At 50.5% G+C, this 21,626-nt stretch carries 20 protein-coding genes; 19 read left to right on the top strand and 1 reads right to left on the bottom strand.

Translation table 11 applies throughout. The features are described 5' to 3' along the window. Window positions 1-134: 134 nt before the first annotated feature. The 7 genes from V4U84_RS17360 to V4U84_RS17330 all read left to right on the top strand — a co-directional run bounded on the left by V4U84_RS17360 (window position 135) and on the right by V4U84_RS17330 (window position 9,358). Window positions 135-3,404 (top strand): golvesin C-terminal-like domain-containing protein, encoded by a 3,270-nt coding sequence (locus V4U84_RS17360; protein ID WP_334074643.1) that lies wholly within the window; start codon window positions 135-137, stop codon window positions 3,402-3,404. Window positions 3,405-3,528: 124 nt separating this feature from the next. Next, window positions 3,529-4,503 carry an ABC transporter permease gene (locus tag V4U84_RS17355; RefSeq protein ID WP_416367262.1) on the top strand — a complete coding sequence of 325 codons (975 nt, stop codon included), beginning with the start codon at window positions 3,529-3,531 and terminating at the stop codon, window positions 4,501-4,503. Then, complete coding sequence (locus V4U84_RS17350; protein WP_334074642.1) at window positions 4,497-5,357, top strand: carbohydrate ABC transporter permease; 861 nt, start codon at window positions 4,497-4,499, stop codon at window positions 5,355-5,357. The genes V4U84_RS17355 and V4U84_RS17350 overlap by 7 nt, the downstream gene beginning before the upstream one ends. 64 nt (window positions 5,358-5,421) lie before the next feature. After that, window positions 5,422-6,948: an extracellular solute-binding protein gene (locus V4U84_RS17345; protein ID WP_334077599.1), complete on the top strand. Its 1,527-nt coding sequence runs from the start codon at window positions 5,422-5,424 to the stop codon at window positions 6,946-6,948. Between the two features lie 186 nt (window positions 6,949-7,134). Then, entirely contained in the window at window positions 7,135-7,920 is a 786-nt protein-coding gene (locus tag V4U84_RS17340; protein WP_334074640.1) for a hypothetical protein, read from the top strand. 155 nt (window positions 7,921-8,075) lie between these two features. Continuing rightward, window positions 8,076-8,387 carry an ArsR/SmtB family transcription factor gene (locus V4U84_RS17335; RefSeq protein ID WP_416367261.1) on the top strand — a complete coding sequence of 104 codons (312 nt, stop codon included), beginning with the start codon at window positions 8,076-8,078 and terminating at the stop codon, window positions 8,385-8,387. A 17-nt stretch (window positions 8,388-8,404) separates the two neighbouring features. Continuing rightward, a complete protein-coding gene (locus tag V4U84_RS17330; protein WP_334074639.1) occupies window positions 8,405-9,358 on the top strand; it encodes a cation diffusion facilitator family transporter in 954 nt (317 codons plus the stop codon). 66 nt (window positions 9,359-9,424) lie between these two features. On the opposite strand, the gene V4U84_RS17325 is transcribed toward V4U84_RS17330, so the two are convergent. Continuing rightward, a complete protein-coding gene (locus V4U84_RS17325; RefSeq protein ID WP_334077598.1) occupies window positions 9,425-10,129 on the bottom strand; it encodes a MerR family DNA-binding transcriptional regulator in 705 nt (234 codons plus the stop codon). Between the two features lie 156 nt (window positions 10,130-10,285). On the opposite strand from V4U84_RS17325, the gene V4U84_RS17320 reads away from it, so the two are divergent. From V4U84_RS17320 to aspA, 12 genes are all read left to right on the top strand, one after another. After that, window positions 10,286-11,164, top strand: coding sequence for an alpha/beta fold hydrolase (locus V4U84_RS17320; protein WP_334074637.1), 879 nt, complete (start codon window positions 10,286-10,288; stop codon window positions 11,162-11,164). A 278-nt stretch (window positions 11,165-11,442) separates the two neighbouring features. Next, window positions 11,443-12,087, top strand: coding sequence for a hypothetical protein (locus tag V4U84_RS17315; RefSeq protein ID WP_334074636.1), 645 nt, complete (start codon window positions 11,443-11,445; stop codon window positions 12,085-12,087). A gap of 224 nt (window positions 12,088-12,311) precedes the next feature. Continuing rightward, window positions 12,312-13,046: a UTRA domain-containing protein gene (locus tag V4U84_RS17310; RefSeq protein ID WP_334074635.1), complete on the top strand. Its 735-nt coding sequence runs from the start codon at window positions 12,312-12,314 to the stop codon at window positions 13,044-13,046. A 331-nt stretch (window positions 13,047-13,377) separates the two neighbouring features. Beyond that, entirely contained in the window at window positions 13,378-14,160 is a 783-nt protein-coding gene (gene frlD, locus V4U84_RS17305; RefSeq protein ID WP_334074634.1) for a fructoselysine 6-kinase, read from the top strand. 34 nt (window positions 14,161-14,194) lie between these two features. Beyond that, window positions 14,195-15,067 (top strand): amidohydrolase family protein, encoded by an 873-nt coding sequence (locus V4U84_RS17300; RefSeq protein ID WP_334074633.1) that lies wholly within the window; start codon window positions 14,195-14,197, stop codon window positions 15,065-15,067. Continuing rightward, window positions 15,055-15,483: a secondary thiamine-phosphate synthase enzyme YjbQ gene (locus tag V4U84_RS17295; protein ID WP_148457792.1), complete on the top strand. Its 429-nt coding sequence runs from the start codon at window positions 15,055-15,057 to the stop codon at window positions 15,481-15,483. Before V4U84_RS17300 ends, V4U84_RS17295 begins: the two co-directional genes overlap by 13 nt. 66 nt (window positions 15,484-15,549) lie before the next feature. Beyond that, on the top strand, window positions 15,550-16,452 hold the full coding sequence (locus V4U84_RS17290) for a transporter substrate-binding domain-containing protein (protein ID WP_334074632.1): 903 nt from the start codon (window positions 15,550-15,552) through the stop codon (window positions 16,450-16,452). Between the two features lie 28 nt (window positions 16,453-16,480). After that, window positions 16,481-17,221 (top strand): amino acid ABC transporter ATP-binding protein, encoded by a 741-nt coding sequence (locus V4U84_RS17285; RefSeq protein ID WP_334074631.1) that lies wholly within the window; start codon window positions 16,481-16,483, stop codon window positions 17,219-17,221. A 27-nt stretch (window positions 17,222-17,248) separates the two neighbouring features. Further along, entirely contained in the window at window positions 17,249-17,974 is a 726-nt protein-coding gene (locus tag V4U84_RS17280; protein ID WP_334074630.1) for an amino acid ABC transporter permease, read from the top strand. Next, window positions 17,925-18,578 carry an amino acid ABC transporter permease gene (locus V4U84_RS17275; RefSeq protein ID WP_334077597.1) on the top strand — a complete coding sequence of 218 codons (654 nt, stop codon included), beginning with the start codon at window positions 17,925-17,927 and terminating at the stop codon, window positions 18,576-18,578. The genes V4U84_RS17280 and V4U84_RS17275 overlap by 50 nt, the downstream gene beginning before the upstream one ends. Window positions 18,579-18,705: 127 nt before the next feature. Next, window positions 18,706-20,157: an NAD-dependent malic enzyme gene (locus V4U84_RS17270; RefSeq protein WP_334074628.1), complete on the top strand. Its 1,452-nt coding sequence runs from the start codon at window positions 18,706-18,708 to the stop codon at window positions 20,155-20,157. Then, window positions 20,138-21,565: an aspartate ammonia-lyase gene (gene aspA / locus V4U84_RS17265; protein WP_334074627.1), complete on the top strand. Its 1,428-nt coding sequence runs from the start codon at window positions 20,138-20,140 to the stop codon at window positions 21,563-21,565. Before V4U84_RS17270 ends, aspA begins: the two co-directional genes overlap by 20 nt. The last annotated feature ends 61 nt before the right edge of the window (window positions 21,566-21,626 follow it).

The following is a 21,626-nucleotide window of genomic DNA, read 5'->3' as shown; positions in this document are numbered from 1 at the left end:
AAAACGGGTAATTGGGGAGGAAAGTGTAATTCGTTCATTCAGCAAGACAGATTTGTTGATTATGGCCCCAAAAAGGGTCTGATATCATGCCTTTGTAAGCGCTTAACAAAAAAAGAGTAATGGAGGGGTGCCAGGTGCAAGGGAGCTTTGGATCAAAGCGTATCAAAGGGCTGCTGTTGTTCGTGGTGATTTTTTCGTTGTGTTCGGGCGGTTTTATGGGGCCGTCCCCGCTCGTCGCAGCGGATAGTGAGGATGCGGGAGAAAGTGAATATTTCTGGGGGCAGGTGCCGATCGGCGGCGGAGGTTATATCACCGGGATCGTGATTCATCCGCAGGAGCCGGATCTGGTTTACATCCGCTCGGACGTGGGCGGAATTTTTCGCTGGAATGAAGAAAACCGCAGTTGGAAACAGCTGATTGGCGAAGCGGACCGTCAACATGCCAATTTATATGGCGGGGAAAGCCTCGCTATTGATCCGTCCGACCCCGATGTTGTTTATGCCGCTCTGGGAAGGTACGATTACTTGACGCCCAGCGACATTTACAAATCAACCGACCGGGGCGAAACCTGGTCTCCGACCGGGTTGAATCTCGGGGGCAAAGGGGTAAGAATGTCGTCCAACGGACAAAATCGCGCGGCCGGGGAAAGGTTGGCCGTGGATCCCAACGACGGGAACATCGTTTATTTCGGGTCCCGTTATGACGGTTTGTTCCGAAGCGTGAAGGCGGCCGAGCAGGGGAGCTGGATGCGGGTTGAGTCATTTCCTTCTCTGAAGAATGCGCCGTATGGCATCAGCTTTGTCCAGTTCGACCCGTCATCGGGAACCAAGGGAGCGAGAAGTTCCGTCATTTACGCGGGTGCGTACAATTATGGCGTCTATGTCAGCCGTGATGCGGGGAAAACCTGGACATTACTGCCCGGCAGTCCGCAAAAGCCGAACCGTGCCGCCGTTTCGAAAGAGGGTACCTTATATGTGGCTCATGGACAGGGACTGGCCAAATTTAAGGACGGGGTATGGACGAATATGACGCCTCCTGCGGACTCGGGCCAACCGTTCGGTTCCATCGCGGTGGACCCGGCGGATTCCGATACGCTACTGGCCGCTCGCCGGCAGGATGCGCACGGCAATCCGATTTATCGCTCGACCGACGGCGGAGCCACTTGGGCCAAACTGCAGATCAGCCGGAATTCGCTTGTCCCCTGGATGCCCTCCTGGCATTGGTCATCCGCCACGTCCGCTCTGGCCTTCGATCCGTTCCACAAGGGCCGGGTTTGGATGACGGACTGGTATTACGCCTGGAGAACGGAAGACGTGAACAAAGCCCCCTCCCAATGGAGCAATTACGCCAAGGGGCTGGAGACGGTAGTCAATGTAGCGAATCTCGTGAGCCCGCCGCAGGGTAGCCGGGTTCTGCACAGCGGCATCGCGGATAATGGAGGCTTCGACCATCGTTCGCTGGAAAGCTTTCCGGAGTCCACTTACTTTACGTCATCCGGCGGCATCAAGGAGCTGACCACCACCGGTATAGACGTTTCCGCATCCCGGCCTGATTTTGTCGTTCGTGTCGGCACGTATGGATGGAACGGCGACGGCCGGAGCGATCCAGGCGGCGGCGGGTATTCCACCGATGGGGGCAGCAGTTACACGGCGTTTCGCGCACTTCCTTTCAAAGGAGTTCAGGGCGGGAAAACAGCGGTGTCGGCCACTTACTCGAATAACGTAGTGTGGATGCCGCAGAAAGGCTCCGTCTATTATACGATGGACCTTGGAAACTCCTGGATGAAGAGCGCCGGTTTACCGGGAGACATGATTACGGGAGATCATATTTTTGCCGGTTACTATCAGCCGCTGGCCTCCGACAAGGTAAAAGACGGTGTGTTTTATGCTTATGATTACAGGAACGGGAGCTTCTTCCGCAGCGCAAATGGGGGAAGATCGTTTGAGACGGTCTCCGAGTTACCCACACAGCAAAACCCGTGGCATCATGTCCAGGCGGCTCCCGGGATGATGGGAGAGGTTTGGGTAAGCTTGAATGACAAAGGATTGTATCGCTCCGGCAACGGCGGCAGCCGATTTGACCGAGTGGACCATGTGGAGCAGGCGTACCTCTTCAGCTTCGGTAAAGCGGCTCCCGGTCGGTTGAATCCGGCGGTGTTTGTCTTCGGTAAGGTCTCGGGTTTTCCGGACGAAGCCATATATCGTTCTGATGATATGGGGGCAACCTGGGTAAAGGTCAGCGTTTCCGACCCATTCCCCGGCAATGAGCCGAACAGTATGGCGGGAGACATGCAGGTACACGGCCGCGTGTATGTCGGCACCAATGGTACGGGCATCCTGTACGGCGAGCCGGGCAGACCCATTCGGCTTCCCGAATTTAACGACGACAAATCGCCAAAACCGCCGAAAAGCTTGGAAATAATAGCCAAGGGCAATACGTTTCTGGATTTAGGCTGGGACAAGAGCACGGACTCGGGCTCAGGCATTCGCGGTTACCGCATTTCGAACGCGGCTGGGGAGATCCTGGCCGAGACTTACGGAACCTCATACAGCTTTTCCGGTCTGGAGGCCAAGACCCAATATACCTACTTCGTTCAGACAGTAGATCTGGCCGGTAATTTGTCGAAAGCCTCGAAAATTTCCGCCAAAACCGAACCAAATGATGGGACGCCGCCGGAAACGCCGCGGGATTTTCAGGCAGAGGCGATATCTTATGCAGAAATTAAACTGGTTTGGAAAGCGCAGGAGGATGAAGATATCGCCGGCTATCACCTTTACCGCTCGACCGAGCCGACTTTTGAACCGGGGCAGGCAAACCGGATCGCTTATTTGCTGCAGGGCGACAACCATTTGGATTCGGACGGGATAGAGCCTGAAACGGTCTATTACTACAAGTTGACCGCCGTGAACATGTTGGGAAATGAATCGGAGCCCTCCGGAGAGATTCGGGTGGAAACGCCGACGGATCAACGGGTGGACATCATCGTGGATAATCGGGATTCCGGCTTTTCCGTGGACGGTGGATGGCAGAGCAGCACGTACTCCGCCTCCAGGTACGGGGAGGATTATATGCATGACGGAAGAGCGGCCGGAAAGCAGGCCACATGGGTCCCAGACCTGCCGCAGGCCGGGGAGTACAATGTCTATATGCTTTGGAACGCTTCACCGAATCGGACCGCCAAAGCGGCCGTGGAGATCACTCATGAAGAAGGAAGCGAGGCCGGAATTACCGTCAACCAGACGCAAAACGATAACCAGTGGGTGTGGCTCGGGAAGTACCGGTTTGGAGAAGGGTCGGGGGGATCGGTAACCCTCCGGACGGCGGGCGACGAAACAACGATTGCGGATGCCGTCAAATTCTCCCTTGCCGCGCAGGATCCTTTTGGAGAAACACACCCGCGATAAATGAATAGAACACATCACGGTTAAAAACAGAAATATGTGCATGACACTGCTGAGAAATGGCAATATCGATCCTCTTACCTCTCCGTTATGATTGGAGTATATAACGGAGAGGAAGATGGTGAGCATGAAACAGCACGTCAATTTACAAGCCCATTCGCCCCAGCCCGCCGGGGGTATCCCCGGACAGCGGCTGCGCAGACTAACGGCGGACATTTGGAAGATGAAAGCGCTATACCTCATGTTGTTACCCTGTCTGATTTGGTATTTTATTTTTAAATATCTTCCCATGTATGGGGTCGTGATTTCATTTAAGGATTACAATTTTGCCGAGGGAATATTCGGGAGCCCTTGGGCGGATCCCTGGAACAAGCATTTCAAAATGTTCTTTGAATCCCCTTATTTCTCGCAACTTCTGACCAACACGCTGTTAATCAGTCTTTACAAGCTGTTGTTCGGCGTGTTTCCTTCGATTATCCTGGCTATCGTCTTTTTCGAATGCCGCGTGGGCTGGCTAAAACGCTGGGTACAAACGTTGAGTTACATGCCGCATTTTCTGTCCTGGATCGTCATTTACGGCATTTCCATCGCTTTCTTATCGGAAACTACGGGCCTCCTTAACCGCTGGATCACGGAGACGGGAGGGAACGCTATTCCTTTTCTGAACGGGACGGAGTGGTTCCGCAGCATCCTGGTTTTGACGGAAATCTGGAAGGATCTCGGTTGGGGGGCGATCATTTATTTGGCTGCGATCAGCAGTATTGATCCTACGCTGTTTGAAGCCGCCAAAGTGGACGGGGCCAGCCGGCTGAGAATGATTTGGCATATTACGCTGCCCGGGATCCGCAATGTGATTATTTTACTGCTCATTCTTCGGATCGGGAGCGTTTTGGACGCAGGTTTTGAACAGGTTTTTGTTTTTTATCACCCAAGAGTGTACGAGGTCGGGGATATTATCGATACCTGGGTGTACCGGACCGGCCTGGAGCAAATGAATTTTAGCCTCGGCGCGACCGTCGGACTGTTTAAATCGGCGATCGGGTTCGTTCTGGTACTAGGGGCAAACAAGCTGGCCAAAAGATGGGGGGGGAGCATATGGTAAGCAGCCGGTCGGATAAATGGTTCAATGCCGCTATATATGTCATCTTGGTTCTGATTGCCGTTGCCGCTGTTTTTCCGTTGCTTTATGTGATCTCGATGTCTCTGACCCCCTACAGCGAGGTGGTTAAAAACGGAGGTTTTATCGTTCTGCCCCGAAAAATCTCTTTTGAGGCTTACGAACGCATCTTTGCGGACCCGGCGCTGGGTCGATCGATGCTGGTGACTGTAATCGTTACGGTCGGCGGCACGCTCGTCAATATGCTTTTTACCACGTTGGCCGCTTATCCGCTCAGCCGCCGAAATTTGCCGGGACGTACTTTTTTTCTGCTGTACATGGTATTCACCATGCTGTTCAGCGGCGGCTTGATTCCAACCTATCTGGTAATCCAGTCGCTGGGCATGCTCAACACGCTGTGGGCCTTGATCATCCCGGGCGCGATCGCTACGTTTAACGTGCTCATTTTGAAAAGTTTCTTTGAGACATTGCCGGAAGAACTATTCGAATCGGCACGGATTGATGGGGCCAGGGAATTCCGCATCTTATGGCAGGTGGCTGTTCCGCTGTCGCTGCCTTCTATGATGACCGTTGGTTTGTTCTATATGGTGGGGCATTGGAATTCTTTTTTCTCGGCGGTGTTGTACATCACGGATACGGACTTGAATCCGCTTCAGGTGGTCATCCGAAATATGCTGCTTCTGACGCAGTCCAGCGAACTGCAGGCGGAAATTACTGTGCCGACGGCTGCGATGCAGATGGCGGCGGTCATTGCCGGCAGCCTTCCGATCATAGCGGTCTATCCTTTTATTCAGAAGCATTTTACCAAGGGAATGCTGTTGGGCGCAGTGAAAGGGTAATGGACGCGTCGCCGGAGATTTAACCGGGTTGCGGTATTTTAACAATGTAAAGGTGGGACGATCCATGAAAAGAAATCGAATTTGGTCATTATCTTTAGCTTTCGTATTGGCAGCAACGTTAGTAAGTGCGTGCGGAGGAAAGGAGGAGGGAGCGAAAGGAAATGGCTCCGAAGGCACAAAGGGCTCCGGTCCCGTAAAGATCAACGCATCCCAAATCAGCTGGGGGACAAATTTACCGGCCGACGATTTTGTTAAAAAAGAGCTGGACGCCAAAATGGGCATCGAGTTGTCGCAAACCTTAGTGGGGGACCAAGCCGATTATGAGAACAAAATTAATGTGCTCGCCGCTTCCAACAACCTGCCTGACTTGTTTATGGTGACAGGTAAGCCACACTTGCAGAAGCTGGCGGAATCGGGCAGCCTGCTCGATTTGACACCATACCTTGAAAAAATGCCCGATTACACCAAGTTTGCCGGTAGCGATGTGATCAAGAAAGGGCTTGTATCGGAAAAGCAATATGCGCTGCCGAAGGCGGGGCAGGCGGTCTCGTACACGTATTGGGTCCGCAAGGATTGGCTCGACAATTTGAAGCTTCAGCCGCCAACGACCGTGGATGAATTGCTTGCCGTAGCGAAGGCGTTCACGGAGCAGGATCCGGACCAGAACGGAAAAAATGACACTTTTGGCATAACGGGCACCAATTTTCAAACTTTTGATCCCATTTTCGGAGCCTATGGCATTACCAATATTTATGAGGGTTCCAAGCTGTTTGTGGAAGACGGTAAAGTAACGAATACGTTGTATCACCCGAAAATGAAAGAGGCGCTGGCGGCCATTAAAAAATTTGTGGATGCCGGAGTCGTCGATCCGGAGGTCGTGAGCAACAAAGGGACGATGGCGAAAGACAAAGCGTTTCAAGGCAAAGTGGGGATTATCAACCTGGACTGGGCGCAGATCATTAAAGACGATCAGGTGGCGGTATGGAAAGGGGCCAATCCCAAAGCCGAATGGATTCAACTGAATCCGCCAAAAGGACCGGATGGGACGCAGAATTCCAATTCCATCAATATCGGTGCTACCGGCGGGTTGTGGGCCATTCCGAAACGGCTGGAGAAGGAGCCGGAGAAACTGAACAAGATCTTGGAGCTTATCAATTACCTCGCAACGCCGGAAGGCGGCCGACTGGTGCAATTCGGTCTGCAGGACGTTCATTATACACTGAATGGCGAGCAATTAGTGATTACCGACAAAGGCAAACAGGAAGCTGGATTTACGTGGCTGTATCAATTTGCCGGGCGGGAGGAGACGGAGTATTTAAAAACGAAGTTTGCCGGCCAAGCCGAATACATTGAATTTGAGGCAAACCTGCCGAGAATTCAGACGCTCGATGGTTATGTGCAAAGCCCGCCCGGTTACAATGCGGCGGATGCCAACCGTTTTGTTGAGGAAGAAATGATCAAATTCGTATACGGTAAAAGCAGCTTGGACCAGTACGATCAATTCCTCAGTACGCTTGAAAGCACATTCAATTATAAAAATTATATGGATTCGGCTTTGGACCAGTTGAAAAAACTCGGATACGGCAAATAGAAGAATGTACGTTCGCAAACAAGATTGACATGAATTCCCTTTTCAGGTATATTATCTTTAAATCATAACGGAACAAGCGAGAGAAGCACCTCGCAGGATTGGCTGGATAGCCTGTCTTGCGGGGTGTTTTTTGCTTTTGGGGAACCCTGTTATGACATTAACCCATTTTACGAAGGAGTGGTACGGATGAATTTGAGGAAGAGTATAGTTCGGAGGGCTTTAAGGTTCACGCTGCTGATCGTCTTGGCGTTGGCCGTCCTGTCGGGCACCGGATTGTCAACAGCGAAGGCGGATAGCTGGGAGGATGCGCTGCTGACCGTGGACACGCTGCATGACAGTTTCTCCGCACTGGAGAGTGTAATCAAGCTGGCGAAGCTGGAGATGCAGACTCTCAGAAAGCAAAACAACGAGCGGTTGAAGGCGATTCAGGCCAAGATTAAAAATGTCGATAAGGCGAAAATCGACCAACTCAAGGCAAGCTATGATCAGGCGCAAAAGAAACACGCTCCATCGTTGGACCAATATAAGACGTTGACTAAGCAGGCCGCGGCAGCAAGAAAAGCGAAGGATTCCAAGAAGGCCGCCTTGCTTGACTTGAAGAGGAACAGCCTGAAGCCTTCGGTAGACGCGGCTAAGCAGGATATCGCGAACCGGAAATCGGAGCTTGCGGCGGCCAAGAAGCAGGCTGCGGCCAAAGCCAAGGAGATCAGAACGGCGCTGGCCCCGATTCAGCCCGTAAAGAAACAGATCGCTGCGGAGAACAAGTTGATCAGCCGGACCAACAAGAACAAGTCGGCGGCGGAGAAACTCTACCGCGTCGCGGTCAAGAAAGGAAACGCGGTAATGGCGGCGGCCCAGATGACGATCATGTACGCGGAGCTGGGCAAGGTAAATCAATCGCAAAAGAAGATCCATACGTGGGAGAAACAAATCGGCAGCTGCCTTGCTGCGGCCGAGGCCAAGCTGTCATAGGCGACCCCGGAATCCTAGTTGCATCATAGTGGTTTTAAGCCCGGCATATTCGGGCTTTTTTTTGTGGAACAAAGTCTTGACAAATTGTGGAGTACGATTCATAATGCAAATATGAGCACATGATCATATATAAAATAATACATAAGAAGGTTGTGATGACATTGGAAGCGAAGGAACATGCATTTTTAACGGAAGAGGAAGTGGAGTCGGTTTCGCAAATTTTTAAGGCCTTGTCGGATCCGACGCGGATTAGGCTGTTGTATTTGCTTTCGCAGGAGGAATGCTCCGTCAACCATATTGCCGAGGTGCTGGACATGTCGCAATCCGCGGTGTCGCATCAACTCAGTTTCCTGCGGAATAGGCGGTTAGTGAAGAAGAGGCGAGAAGGCAATATGCTGTTCTACAGCTGCGATGACGATCACGTCATTTCACTGCTGCATCAAGCGATTAACCATTGTGAGCATTAGAGAAGGAGGTAACCATTATGCATAACCATTCTCATCACGGGCACCAACACCATGGACATGATCACCATGGGCACCACGGCCATCATCATCACGATCATGCCAGGGAAGGCAATAAAAAAGGGTTGGCCATCGCCCTCTCGATTACGTTCGGCATTATGTTTCTGGAGTTTTTTGGCGGACTGATCACCAACAGCCTTGCACTCCTATCCGATTCCGGGCACATGCTTAGCGACGCCAGCGCCCTTGCGTTAAGCCTGGTCGCTTTATGGTTTTCGTCCAAACCAGCTTCGGCCAAGCGGACTTTCGGATTTCACCGCTTTGAAATTTTGACGGCGTTATTCAATGGTATCGTCCTGTTTATCATTGCGGGATTTATCGTATGGGAGGCCGTACAGCGGTTCAATAGTCCGCCTGAAGTGGCCAGCGGGTCCATGATGCTTATCGCGGCTGTCGGGTTGCTCGCCAATGTCGGCAGTGCCATCGCGTTGATGCGAAAAGGAGATGTGAAGAATAATTTGAATCTCCGCAGCGCATATATCCATGTTCTAGGTGACGCCTTAGGTTCCGTAGGCGCTATTCTGGCGGGAATCGTAATGATGGTTTTTAAATGGTACCTGGCTGACCCGATCATCTCGATCCTTGTGGCGCTCCTGATTTTGAAGAGCGCTTGGGGAGTTATTTCTCACACGATTCACATTCTGATGGAGGGGACGCCTGCCGCCATCGATCAGGGCGAAGTGAAGGAAGCGCTGCTTGCGATTGAAGGGGTCCAGGATGTCCATGACCTTCATATTTGGACAATTACATCCGGCTTCGATTCACTGAGCTGTCACGTGCTGGTTCGAGACGGTGAAGATAACCAAATCATTCTGCAGAAGGCGATTCATATCCTGGAGGAGCGTTTTCATATTGAGCATTCCACGATTCAAGTGGAGACCGCCGATATCCATCATGGGAAGTTAAAATGTTAACGAGCCGTGATCATACGCAACTCACATTTTATCGGCGCAATTCAAAAGCCTCCCCGAACGGGAGGCTTACGCGCGATAGAAGCTAATATATTTCATAAGCTCCGAAATCCCTTGAAACGCCAGCGTTAGATGGCTGTTCAATTTTTGCAGAGCGAACTGAAAGGAGCGTTCGACCCTGGCGAAATCCTGTGTCTCCAGCTCGTATAACAGCTGTTTCATGTTTTCGATGTAGTAGATCGTTTTCCGCAAGCTGCTGATTGCAATGATTTTTTTAAGTTCTGCCGTCGTAAAAATTCGGTACCCATTCTCCTTATTTCGCTTCGAGGCAATTAATCCCTCTTGCTCCCAATGGCGGATCGCCGATGGATTGACCCCGGCAATTTCCGCTACTTCTCCAATGGTCATGGCGTCCGTAACCTTTACGTTGTTGTATTTGGTAAAATCGGCGTTTCGGATCATGCTCATGATTTCTTCCACCCTGTGTTTCTCCATTTGAAGACGATACAGCTGCTGATTGACTAACCAAAGTGCAGGATCTACGTTCCCATGCTTTATTTTCCTCATTACCTCAAATACAACCGGTATTTCAAAGCCGCGCAGTAAAGCTCTGATCGCCGTAAACGCCTGTATGTGAACGGGGCTGTAGCATCTGCGGTTGCTGGGTGTTCTGGGAACGTCGGGAATGAGACCCTGATCCTCGTATCTCCTTAGTGTTGTCGTACTTACTTTCAACGCATGGGCTGCTTGAAGAGGAGTATATATTTCATCCATTGAAACTTCACCTCAAACCTAAAGTAAAACCTTCAAGTGCTTCACCAATATTAAAATTGAATATTTCAAAGATATCAAGGCCATTCGGAAGACAAACCGAAAGATTGCTTGAATGTTATAAGATGGAGATACAAAATGCCGAACAGGAGTGATATCATGAAAAAAATGATACAACTAAACAATCATACCGAAATTGAGGCAGGCCTGGCGGGAAATCCGCAGCGCAAAGTCGTTATGCTGCCGATCGCCAAAAAATCGGTTTACGGGCCGGAGGCCGAAAGCTTAAAACAATGGGGCGTGGATCCTCAGTTGGGGGAGCATTTCGTGGAGGGGTTGGCCGAACAGTTTCGGGTTCTTTATTTTGATTACGAAGGCCATTTATTTCAATATCCAGAGCCGGATCGCCTCACCGCGGAACATATTGTTCGCGATTTTTTGCAAATTGCGGATGAGATGGGCGTCCATAGGTTCAGTTATTACGGTTATTCCTGGCTGGGGCTTATGGGGCTTCAGCTGGCATTAAGAACCGATCGCTTGGAAAGTTTGATGATGGGCGGATATCCTCCTTATGAAGGACCTTATCGCGAAATGACGATCGTGACCGAAAAAACCTATGAGCTGGCTTGGAAGTCGAGTCAAGAGGTCTTCGCTTCCGCCGAAGGATGCCCGGGGCCCGACGACATGGACTGGGAAGAGATCCCGGTTACGATCGACCCGCGCATTCCCCGGCAGTTCCAAAGTTTATATAGAAGTTTAAACGGATTTGACGACCGGTTGGTTCAAGCGAGGCTTACGATTCCGAGACTTGCTTTTGCCGGATCAGGAGATACCCTCGTTTACGGAGAAAAGTTCGGAAATGTCACGGTCGATATTGGCGGAATTCTGCAGAGGAACTGCAGTCTCTTAGAATCTATGGGTTGGGATATAGAAATTCTGCAAGGGGACGGGATGGATCATACGAAGGCCATGCAGCCGGCGGCGGTTCTGCCGCTAATCAAGCCTTGGCTGATGAAAAGTTTGAAGTATATAAGTTGAACTAAAAAAAGCTCTAGGCAATAGTGTGAAATGATTCTGGAGAAGCGTAGCGTTCGCCTTTGTGACCGGATTTCTACCTATTCTGAATTTAATTGATGAGGAAATCTGGGAACAACAGCGATCGGAAGAACATTTCACACGGCTGCCTCATATGCGAATTAATAGTTCAACTTATATAGCAGGCCCGAGAATACGGAACCTCTAGTATTCATCCAGACGTGTAATAGAAATAGAACATAAAATACGTCATGAGGAGAAAAAGAAAGGGGGAGCCGGCAGTGCAGCAAAGCGTGTTATTTATCGTTTCCTCGACGATTTATTTGACCAGCCAACCTTTGAGCTATAGTGCGACGCGTTCCGCTTTCACGATAGAAGAACGGGCGCGGCAAACCTTGGGTACGATCGCGTCGATTCGGGACAAGTTTCCCGCGGCCCGCATATTGTTGATAGAAACAGGGCTTAGGCCAGATGTTCCGCCGGAATTGACGCAAAGTGCGGACCGCTATTTATATCTCGGACATCGAAAAATAATCAGACAGGCGGCGGATGGCCCCTATAAAGGATTGGGTGAGGCGCTCAGCTTATATCTGGCGAATCGGGCCATACGTTCTTTTCAAGCGGATTATTACTTTAAACTAAGTGGACGGTACTACCTGGATGACCATTTTGATCCACAAAATTGGGTAGGGGAGACCGTCATGGGCAGGGAATGCGGAAGCGGCCTGTATACGGTATTGTACGGATTTCCGCGCAGACTGTATGATAATTGGCGGAGTTCCTTAAGACAAAGCATTCCGGTTCTCCTTCGGGGGGAATCCCTTGAACTCATTCAACCGAAGTTTTTTGAAAAACCGATCCGCTATTTGCCGCGGTTAGGAGTTAGCGGCTGGAAGTCACATTCAGGGGAATTTGTGTCATTATAAATGAATAGCAGGAGCAAACCGTCTGAACGACAAATCGTCCGATGACGGTTTTTTTGTTTAAGTCAGATATTTGCGGTTCTGCTTCCTGTTCTCCGCTTTCTTTATTATCGACTTGGGGTATGTTACTATAATAACAAGTGAGTCGCAAGTCATATGATAACATATGATATGATAAAGACTTGCAATATCGGGCCTAGTTTAATTCCGAAGGAGAAAGAAAATAGATGAAATTGAATGTATCCAGTCAAAGTCCACTTTATCTACAATTAAAACAAATTATTAAAGAAGATATTTCCAGAGGCGTATACAAAGCGGGGCAAAAGCTGCCCCCTGAAGCGGAAATCGGGAAGACATACGGGGTAAGCCGTATTACCGTTCGACGGGCCATTACGGATTTGGTGGAAGAAGGGGTTTTGCATAGTCAACAGGGCAAGGGCAGTTACGTGCGTGAACTCAAGGAAAAACGGGAATTGATTTCAGTGGGAAGCTTTTCCGATATGACTACCTTGTCCGGAAAAACACCTAGCTCGCAAATCCTATCGAACCTGGTCATGGAAGCGGATGAAAAGTTGGCAAGCACTTTTAAAATTCAGCTAAATGATCCGGTGCTTAAATTGCATCGCCTTCTGTTCATCGATAACCAACCTTTCATTATTGAAACTTCCTTTTTTCCGCTGGAAATCCTGCCGGACCTGGAAAAATACATCGGGGAGTCTCCCTCCACTTACCACATTTTAAAAGAACGTTATGGTGTTGAACCTGCCTTTTCGGAAAAAACGCTGGAGGTTATTCTCGCGACGGAATACGAGTCAAGCTTGTTCCATTGCGACAGAGGGACCCCGCTTTATTTGCTAGGTAAAATTACTTATGATCAACAAGACAGACCTATGCATTATTCGCAATCCGTTTATATGTCCAGCAAGGTCATTTTTACAATAAATTCCGGGAAACGCAGTTAGCCTCAGGCGCTTAAATCCATACTGTATAAACACATAACAAAATGAAGCTCTCCATCTTCACTCCATCCAACGAGGAGCGAGAATGGCGGGCTTTTTTGTTGACTTGAACTTGGAGGTCGCAAGAATCTATGTAAGTGAATATTACATGGATATTCTGTTTTGGAGTATGAGGCATCAAAAAATGGGTTTATGAAAGATAATGTAACACAATGAAAACACTTACATAGAATTTTATAGTTGACTGGTGTTGTATAGAGATGGTATATCTTATATTATAACAACATATACAATTTGGATAGGAGACAAATACTCACCGAAAGAGGAGGCCGGTATGCGCGTAGCGGGAGTTGGGTTCAGTTGCATTGACAAGTATGATAATTTGGGCAAATACTATCCCACTGGTAACAGCGTTGATTTTGTGATTCATCTAAGCCGATTAGGCTTAGATGTCTCCATGGTAAGCGTCGTTGGCAATGATTTGTACGGGTCTATGATGATTGAGAAGCTTAGGGAAGAAGACGTAAATGTGACCTGTATGCATGTCCGCCCAGGCAAAACGGCGATCTTTAAGATGGATTTGAACGGGAATGACCGGGTGCATAAGGAGAAGATCGAAGGGGTCATGGCCGAATTTGCTTTAACCGAACAGGATTTGGCCTTCATTCTTCAACACCAAGCCATTCACACCAACCTATCCGGCCGGATCAATGAGCATCTTTCGTACTTCCGCAGCAAAGGGGTCAAGGTTATTTATGATTTTTCCACAAGGACCAAGAAGGAAATCGCCGGACCGATCTTGCCGGACACCGATTATGTATTCTTCTCCTATGAACAGGAAGACGACTACATTATGGAATTCATGAAGTGGGCGCACGCCCAAGGACCTTGTATCGTGGTCGTGACTTTGGGAGAACACGGAAGCCTTGCCTACGACGGAGAGTCCTTCTACCGGGGCGAAATCGTCCAAACCAAAGTTGTCAATACGGTCGGGGCCGGAGACTCGTTCTGCGCGGGCTTTATGTACGGGCAGTTGAAGGGGTGGCCGATTCCCGATTCGCTTAGGCAAGGGGCGGTTGTCGCCGCAGGAGTCGTTTCCCGATTCGAACCTTATTAAACACAGCCGGACAGGCGGAAAGGCGGATGATAAATTGATTATCGATGTACACACGCACCCCATTTTTCACAAAGCGATTAGTGATGACAAGCAAGTTTTGGACTACCGCAAAAAAGAGTTTGGTATTTTCAAGCAGTCCCCGAGCCCGCTGGAATCGGTGCTGCAGGAGATGGACTACATGCAAATCAGCCGGTCGGTTCTGCTGCCCATGGACCTGACCACCCAAAGCGGCGGATGGATCGTATCCAATGAAGAGGTCAAGCAACTGGTCGATTTGGCGCCGGATCGGTTTATTGGATTTGCCAGTGTGGATCCGCACCGGAAAGACGCCGTGAAGGTTCTTGATTACGCTTTCCGGGAACTGGGTTTAAAGGGGCTGAAACTCCACCCTTCCAAGCAGAAGTTTTACCCGGGTGACGATAAATTGAAACCGCTTTACGAAAAATGCCTGGAGTTCGATAAACCCATCCTGTTTCATGCCGGCATGAGCTGGGAACCGGATGCGCCATCGAAATATGCCCAGCCCGTGAATTTTGAAGATGTAGCCATAGCTTATCCCGAACTGCGCATGTGTCTGGCACACTTCGGCTGGCCATGGGTTCAGGAAACCGTTATGCTGCTGCTGAAATACCCGAACGTGTTTACCGACACATCGCTGCTTCACATGGATAATGCTCTCGATTTTTACCGGCAGGTGTTCAAAACGAATATGGGGCCCCTCTGGATCGAGCGGAATTTGAACGATAAGGTGATGTTTGGTACAAACAGTCCGCGTTTCAAGGCCAAAAGGCTGCTGCCGGCGCTCGAAGCGATGGAGTTCAGGCCCAAAACACTGGAAAAGATACTTGGCGGCAATGCACAGGTCTTTTTAGGCGAAAGGAGGAATGATCGGCCATGGTTAAACTAAAAACGATCGTATTGCGTTCAACGGCCGAATTTCAAATGATCAAAATTACCGATACAATCCGCAGCTTTGTTGAAGAATGCGGGGTTCAAAACGGGATCGCGGCCGTTATCTCGGCGCATACCACGACCGGGATCATGATTAATGAAGGACTTGAATGTGTGGAGACGGACATTGAGGAACTGCTGGAACGTCTGGTTCCCAAAGATTTCCCATATGCGCATGCGCATTTCCTGCCTTCTTACGGGGCAACGGGCAGCAATTCTCCTTCTCACTTGAAGTCGATGCTCTCGGGCAACAGTTGCTTATTCGTCGTGGAGAATGGCCGAATGATTGCCGGCGACGCTCAGGATGTGTATCTTGCCGAATTTGACGGTCCCAAGAGCAGAAAAGTTTACATTCAAGTCATTGGTGAGTAAGACAAGCCGCGGATAAAAGGACCCTACATTTCAAATCAACTTCAAAAGTGAAAGCGAGGATGGGGTATGAAAAACGAAAGACGCAAAAACGCAGTAGGCCATTGGGTGCTGATGATTTCGCTGAGTATGGTGGTTTTGCTGGCCGGCTGCGGAAAGAACGAAGCGGGCGCCGGCTCCGATGCGAAAGAAACGGACGGTAAAACCGGCAATACGGCGTCAGCCGCGCAGGCGGAAAATTTGCCGGATGCGCTAAAACAGCGCGGTAAGCTGGTCGTTGGCGTCAAAGTCGACTATCCTCCGCTGGGTTATTTGGATGAGAGCGGCAAGAATGCGGGTTATGAAATCGGCGTGGTCCAAAAAATGGCCGAATATGCTTTTGGCGATAAGAACGCGGTGGAATTCGTCCCGGTCAATGCCACAAACCGGATTCCTTATCTGGATTCCAACAAAATCGACTTTATCGCGGCCACCTTGGGTGTAACCGAGGAACGCAAGAAACAGCTGGACTTTTCAACGGAATTTTTTGACGGCGGTGTTGTTACGGTCGTCAAGAAGGACAGCGGCATTAACGCGATTCCTGATCTTGCGGGGAAAAAGGTCATCGTCATCAAGGGCTCTACAGGCTCCACCTATCTTGATGAAAATGTGCCCACGGCCGAGCAGATCAAGATTGAAAGCAATGCGGATGCTTTCCGCGCTTTAAAGGACGGACGGGCCGACGCGATGTTCCATGATGCCGTGCTCATGTCCGAATTCGTAAAAACATCCATGGACTACACGATTGTAGGGGAGCAGGTCGCCTTTGCGCCGATGGCGATCGGTGTCCGCAAAGGCGACGCGGCCATGCTGAAATTGGTCAACGATTCGCTTGAGCAGATGAGACAAGAGGATTATTTTAAATCGCTGATTGAAGAATATATGCCGAAGGCCGGCGATTTGGACCCGATGCAAATGATCCCGAGACCATAACGCCGGCAAAAAACAGGGAGGGGACAGCATGGAAACGAAGCGACCGAAATTATCCATCCGTAATCTGAAGAAGCAGTTTGGGGATAGCCTCATTCTTCGCGGTGTCGATATCGACGTCCATTCCCAGGAAGTGATCGTGATTATCGGGCCGAGCGGCTCGGGCAAAAGTACGCTGCTGCGCTGTATAAACGGTTTGGAGAGCATGAACGATGGAGAGATCTACATCGACGACCAAAAGATCGATTACACACCTTCATCCTTGCAAAAGGTCCGGCAAAGAATCGGCATGGTATTTCAGAGCTACAATCTTTTTCCTCACCTGACGGTCATGGAAAACCTGTTGCTCGCTCCGATGAAGGTGCAAAAACGGGCGAAGAGCGAAGTGCTGCCCCAGGCCAGCGAACTGCTCGATCAAGTCGGACTTCTGGATAAAGCGAACAGTTATCCCGCGCAGCTTTCCGGAGGCCAGCAGCAACGCGTAGCGATCGCAAGGTCGCTTGTCATGAATCCCGAAGTGCTTCTGTTCGATGAAGTTACGTCCGCGCTCGATCCAGAACGGGTACGCGATGTGCTGGATGTCATGAAGGACCTGGCTGCTCGGGGCACAACGATGCTGATCGTTACCCATGAAATGGGCTTCGGCCGCGATGTCGGCGATCGGATTATCTTCATGGACCAAGGCGTTATCGTGGAACAAGGGCCGCCGGAGCAGGTGTTTGGCAATCCGCAGGAAGAACGAACCCGCCAATTTCTTAAAAATGCCATGTAAGATGACACCATGAGGAGGTGCTAAGGCATGAGTTTTGATTTCGGTTATATCATCAACGCGTTGCCCCTCTTGCTAACGGGGCTCCAAATGACCCTTTTTATCAGCGTCATAAGCATTCTATTGTCGCTGGTGATAGGAATGAGCGGCGCCGTCGTCCGCACCTTGAAAATCCCGGTTTTATCCCAAATTGTAGCCGTCTATGTGGACGTGATCCGGAATACCCCGCTATTGGTGCACGTATTCTTCCTCTATTTCGGCCTGCCTGCCTTCGGGATTAAGCTGTCTGCGGTTGCGGTAGGCATCATAGCCCTATCCTTATGGGGCGGGGCGTTTGCGGCCGAAAACTTTCGCGGAGGAACCGACGCCGTGCCGCATGCGTTGATTGAATCCGGTCAATCGCTCGGACTCAGCACCTGGCAGATCGTCCGTCATATTATCGTTCCATTGGGATTTCGGATCAGTTTTCCCGCTTTCAGCAACACCGCCGTATCGGTGATCAAAAACTCCGCCTATATGACAAGTATTGGCGTTGCGGAAATGACTTTTGCGGCGATGGATCGGATCGCCTACGACTTTAAAACCTATGAAATGCTGATTACGATAGCGGTTATCTATCTCCTGCTGGTTTGGGGCACCTCGTATTTGTTCGGGCGTATCGAGCGCAAGCTGGATTACAAAAAAGCAAAGAAAGGCAGGGGGCGAAATGGAAGTATTAGCGAAAAATTCAAACTTTCTCCTCGACGGGTTGATTAATACGATCTTATTAAGCCTCAGCTGCCTTGGCATTGCCCTGCTGCTCGGCATGATCGTCGGTGTGCTGCAAACCGCAAACCATAAGGTTATCGTCTGGATCATGAAGGGATACGCCGAGCTATTCCGCGGCCTGCCGATCGTAATTACGTTGTTCCTGGTGTTCTTCCTGCTTCCGGAAATGGGCGTTCAAGTCAACAGTTACATTTCCGCGATGATCGCGCTCAGTCTATGGAGCAGCGCCAATATTTCCGTTGCGGTGCGCGGGGCTATTCAATCGATACCTCCCACGCAGACGGAAGCGGGAATGGCGCTCGGGCTAAGCCCCATTCAAACGATGCGTTATGTGATATTGCCGCAAGCCATACGGCGGATGCTGCCCTCCGTCATCGGACTGATGTCCAATCTTATTCAATCGACGTCACTCTCCGTCCTGATCGGCAATTTGGACTTCCTGAAATCGGTACAGCTCGTTATCGAGCGGGTCGAGCTATTGGAAGGCTTGTCGATCGCTACGCAGATGTATACCCTGGTGCTTGCCGTGTATTTCCTGATCTGTTATCCGCTTTCCCTATTGGCCAAAAGGATGGAACGGGTGTACCGCTAAAAATTTGGAGGCATCTATATATCGGAGGCGCTGCGGAAATTTTCGCTGCATCTGTACAATCAAGCCCAAGAAGCTGAACAATTCAACCTTATAATAATAGCAGGTCTCTGGGATAGGAGAGAGGCGAATGGGATATGAAAATCTGAGGCTGCGATTGGAACTGCTGCACGCAAAAGCCGGCTTCGGCGATGTGGCGGAGATCGTCAACCGACTCGGCGGTGATATCGTGTCCGTGGAGACGATTCGCTCGGATATCGGTTCCTCCATCCGCGACGTTGACATTCAATTGGAACGGGATGGTTACGAAGGGATCTTGAAAGAACTGGAATCGTTGAATGGGATCCGGATCATTGAGGTTTCCGATCGTGTTTTTCTTGCCCATCTGGGCGGAAAAATTTCCATTCAGCCTACCATGCAGATCAAGACCAATATGGATTTATCCCGGGTTTACACACCAGGCGTAGCCAGAGTATGTGCCGCGATAGCTCAAGATCCCCAAAGGGCGTATTCCCTTACGCTGAAGAGGAATACGGTGGCGGTCGTGACCGACGGCACCGCGGTGCTGGGATTGGGTGATATCGGGCCTAGTGCCGCGGCTCCCGTGATGGAGGGAAAGTCCATGCTTTTCAAACAGCTTGCGGACGTGGATGCTTTTCCGATTTGTCTGGATACGAAGGATACGGAGGAGATTATCCGCACGGTCAAGGCGATAAGCCCTATTTTTGGTGGTATCAACCTGGAGGATATCAGTTCGCCGCGCTGTTTTGAGATTGAGCGCAGACTTCAGGAAGAGCTGGACATCCCGGTTTTTCACGATGATCAACATGGCACGGCCATTGTGGTTATCGGCGGGTTAATGAATGCCCTGAAGGTGATCGGAAAGCGGATGGAAGAGGTTAAGATCGTCGTGAACGGCGTCGGTGCCGCCGGCGTATCCATCTGCAAAATGCTGATTTCCGCCGGTGTCAAGCACTTGATCCCCGTGGACCGGAGCGGAGCAATCGTCCGCGGCGGCAGCTATGAGCATCCGATGTGGAGCTGGCTGGCGGAGCAGCCGCAGGTGGGAGATCGGGCGGGTCAGCTATCGGACGTGATAGAAGGGGCGGATGTATTTATAGGAGTTTCCCGGGCCGGTGTGTTGTCGGCTTCACATATCCAAGCTATGGCGGAGAATCCGATCGTCTTCGCCATGGCGAATCCCGAGCCGGAAATTTCCCCGGAAGAAGCGATGCCGCATGTGCGGATTTTTGCAACCGGACGCAGCGACTATCCGAATCAAATCAACAATGTGCTGGTCTTTCCCGGCGTTTTTCGCGGTGCGCTGGATTGTGGAGCGGGCCTGATCAACGAGGCCATGAAACTGGAGGCGGCCAAAGCGATTGCGGATGTCATAAGCGAATCCGAGCTGAATGAACAGTACATCGTGCCGAGCATTTTCAACGAGAGGGTCGTCGTTAAGGTCAGGGAAGCCGTGATCCGGGCTGCGCTCAAAACGGGCGTGGCCAAAAGAGTCCCTTCCGATTTTAGCGCATCGCTGCCAGAGGAAGGAGAGATGGTTCATGCTGCCGGAATCACATAGAATCGAGATGGATTTTTTGGGAGAGAGACAGGTGCCCCTTGATGCCTATTATGGAATTCAGACGATGCGTTCCGTGGAAAATTTCCCAATCACTGGTTACCGGATTCATGAACGTTTGATCTGTGCCCTGGCCATGGTGAAAGAAGCAGCCGCGAAGGCAAATCGAGAAACGGGGAGGCTGGAGCCCGAAATAGGCACGGCCATCGAGCAGGCTGCCGAGGAGATCCGGGCAGGCCGCTTCCATGACCAGTTTGTGGTCGATCCGATTCAAGGGGGAGCGGGAACTTCGATAAACATGAATGCCAATGAGGTACTGGCCAATCGGGCGATTGAGCTTCTCGGCGGAGTCAAAGGAGATTATACCCGGGTAAGTCCCAATACGCATGTCAATATGTCGCAATCTACCAATGACTGTTTTCCGACGGCTTCGCAAATCGCGGTACTTGGTTTAATGGAGGATCTATTAAGCGAGATGGAATCCATGTATGCGGTGTTTCATGCAAAGGCCGAGGAATTTGATTCCGTGATCAAAATGGGGCGGACTCACCTTCAAGATGCGGTACCGATCCGATTAGGCCAAGAGTTTGGGGCTTACGCCAGAGTGTTTTTCCGGGATATCGGGCGAATTAAACGCGCTAGGGAGCATTTGCTGACGATTAACATGGGGGCGACTGCGGTAGGTACGGGTCTCAACGCGGATCCGAGGTATATCGAGCGGGTAGTCGAAGCGCTGGGCAAGATTAGCGGTTTGCCGCTCCGCCTTACGGAGCACATGCCTGATGCGACTCAAAATACGGACAGATTCACGGAATTGTCCGCCGCGCTAAAAATCTGCATGCTGAACATGTCTAAAATCTGCAATGACTTGCGTCTCATGGCTTCGGGACCAAGCTCGGGTTTTGGCGAGATACATTTGCCGCCCCGTCAGCCGGGCTCCTCGATCATGCCCGGGAAAATAAACCCCGTGATGTGCGAGGTCATCAACCAGGTGGCATTTCAGGTCTTTGGTAACGATCTTACGATCTGCCTGGCCTCCGAAGCCGGCCAGTTGGAGCTGAACGTGATGGAGCCGGTGCTTGTTTACAATTTGCTGCAATCGCTGGAGATTATGAAAAACGCCTTTGGCGCATTTAAAACCCACTGCCTTGAGGGAATAACGGCCAACGAGGAACGCTGCAGCGGCTATGTGAATTCAAGCACCGGCCTGATTACCGCGCTGAATCCATATATCGGCTATGAGACATCGTCCCGAATTGTCAAGGAAGCGCTAAGAACGGGGAAAACGGTTCGCGAGCTGTTGCTCGCTCATCATTTGATCGATCAAAAACAGCTGGAAACTATCCTGGATCCCTATCGAATGACAAGTCCAGGGATAGCTGGGGAGAGAAAAAACGGAATAAGAAGTTGACATTTTGTGCGAAAAAATGTATATGTATATATAATACAACATATAACAACTTAACTATGGA

It is taken from the genome of Paenibacillus sanfengchensis, from assembly GCF_036864765.1.
GTDB classification, from domain to species: domain Bacteria; phylum Bacillota; class Bacilli; order Paenibacillales; family Paenibacillaceae; genus Fontibacillus; species Fontibacillus sanfengchensis.
This window is presented reverse-complemented; position numbering and strand designations above follow the sequence as displayed.

Coding starts and splice junctions, on each gene's coding strand:
- V4U84_RS17355 (WP_416367262.1), top strand. CDS start 3,529: ATGAAACAGCACGTCAATTTACAAGCCCATTCGCCCCAGCCCGCCGGG.
- V4U84_RS17350 (WP_334074642.1), top strand. CDS start 4,497: ATGGTAAGCAGCCGGTCGGATAAATGGTTCAATGCCGCTATATATGTC.
- V4U84_RS17345 (WP_334077599.1), top strand. CDS start 5,422: ATGAAAAGAAATCGAATTTGGTCATTATCTTTAGCTTTCGTATTGGCA.
- V4U84_RS17340 (WP_334074640.1), top strand. CDS start 7,135: ATGAATTTGAGGAAGAGTATAGTTCGGAGGGCTTTAAGGTTCACGCTG.
- V4U84_RS17335 (WP_416367261.1), top strand. CDS start 8,076: ATGACATTGGAAGCGAAGGAACATGCATTTTTAACGGAAGAGGAAGTG.
- V4U84_RS17330 (WP_334074639.1), top strand. CDS start 8,405: ATGCATAACCATTCTCATCACGGGCACCAACACCATGGACATGATCAC.
- V4U84_RS17325 (WP_334077598.1), bottom strand. CDS start 10,129: ATGGATGAAATATATACTCCTCTTCAAGCAGCCCATGCGTTGAAAGTA.
- V4U84_RS17320 (WP_334074637.1), top strand. CDS start 10,286: ATGAAAAAAATGATACAACTAAACAATCATACCGAAATTGAGGCAGGC.
- V4U84_RS17310 (WP_334074635.1), top strand. CDS start 12,312: ATGAAATTGAATGTATCCAGTCAAAGTCCACTTTATCTACAATTAAAA.
- frlD (WP_334074634.1), top strand. CDS start 13,378: ATGCGCGTAGCGGGAGTTGGGTTCAGTTGCATTGACAAGTATGATAAT.
- V4U84_RS17295 (WP_148457792.1), top strand. CDS start 15,055: ATGGTTAAACTAAAAACGATCGTATTGCGTTCAACGGCCGAATTTCAA.
- V4U84_RS17290 (WP_334074632.1), top strand. CDS start 15,550: ATGAAAAACGAAAGACGCAAAAACGCAGTAGGCCATTGGGTGCTGATG.
- V4U84_RS17285 (WP_334074631.1), top strand. CDS start 16,481: ATGGAAACGAAGCGACCGAAATTATCCATCCGTAATCTGAAGAAGCAG.
- V4U84_RS17280 (WP_334074630.1), top strand. CDS start 17,249: ATGAGTTTTGATTTCGGTTATATCATCAACGCGTTGCCCCTCTTGCTA.
- V4U84_RS17275 (WP_334077597.1), top strand. CDS start 17,925: ATGGAAGTATTAGCGAAAAATTCAAACTTTCTCCTCGACGGGTTGATT.
- V4U84_RS17270 (WP_334074628.1), top strand. CDS start 18,706: ATGGGATATGAAAATCTGAGGCTGCGATTGGAACTGCTGCACGCAAAA.
- aspA (WP_334074627.1), top strand. CDS start 20,138: ATGCTGCCGGAATCACATAGAATCGAGATGGATTTTTTGGGAGAGAGA.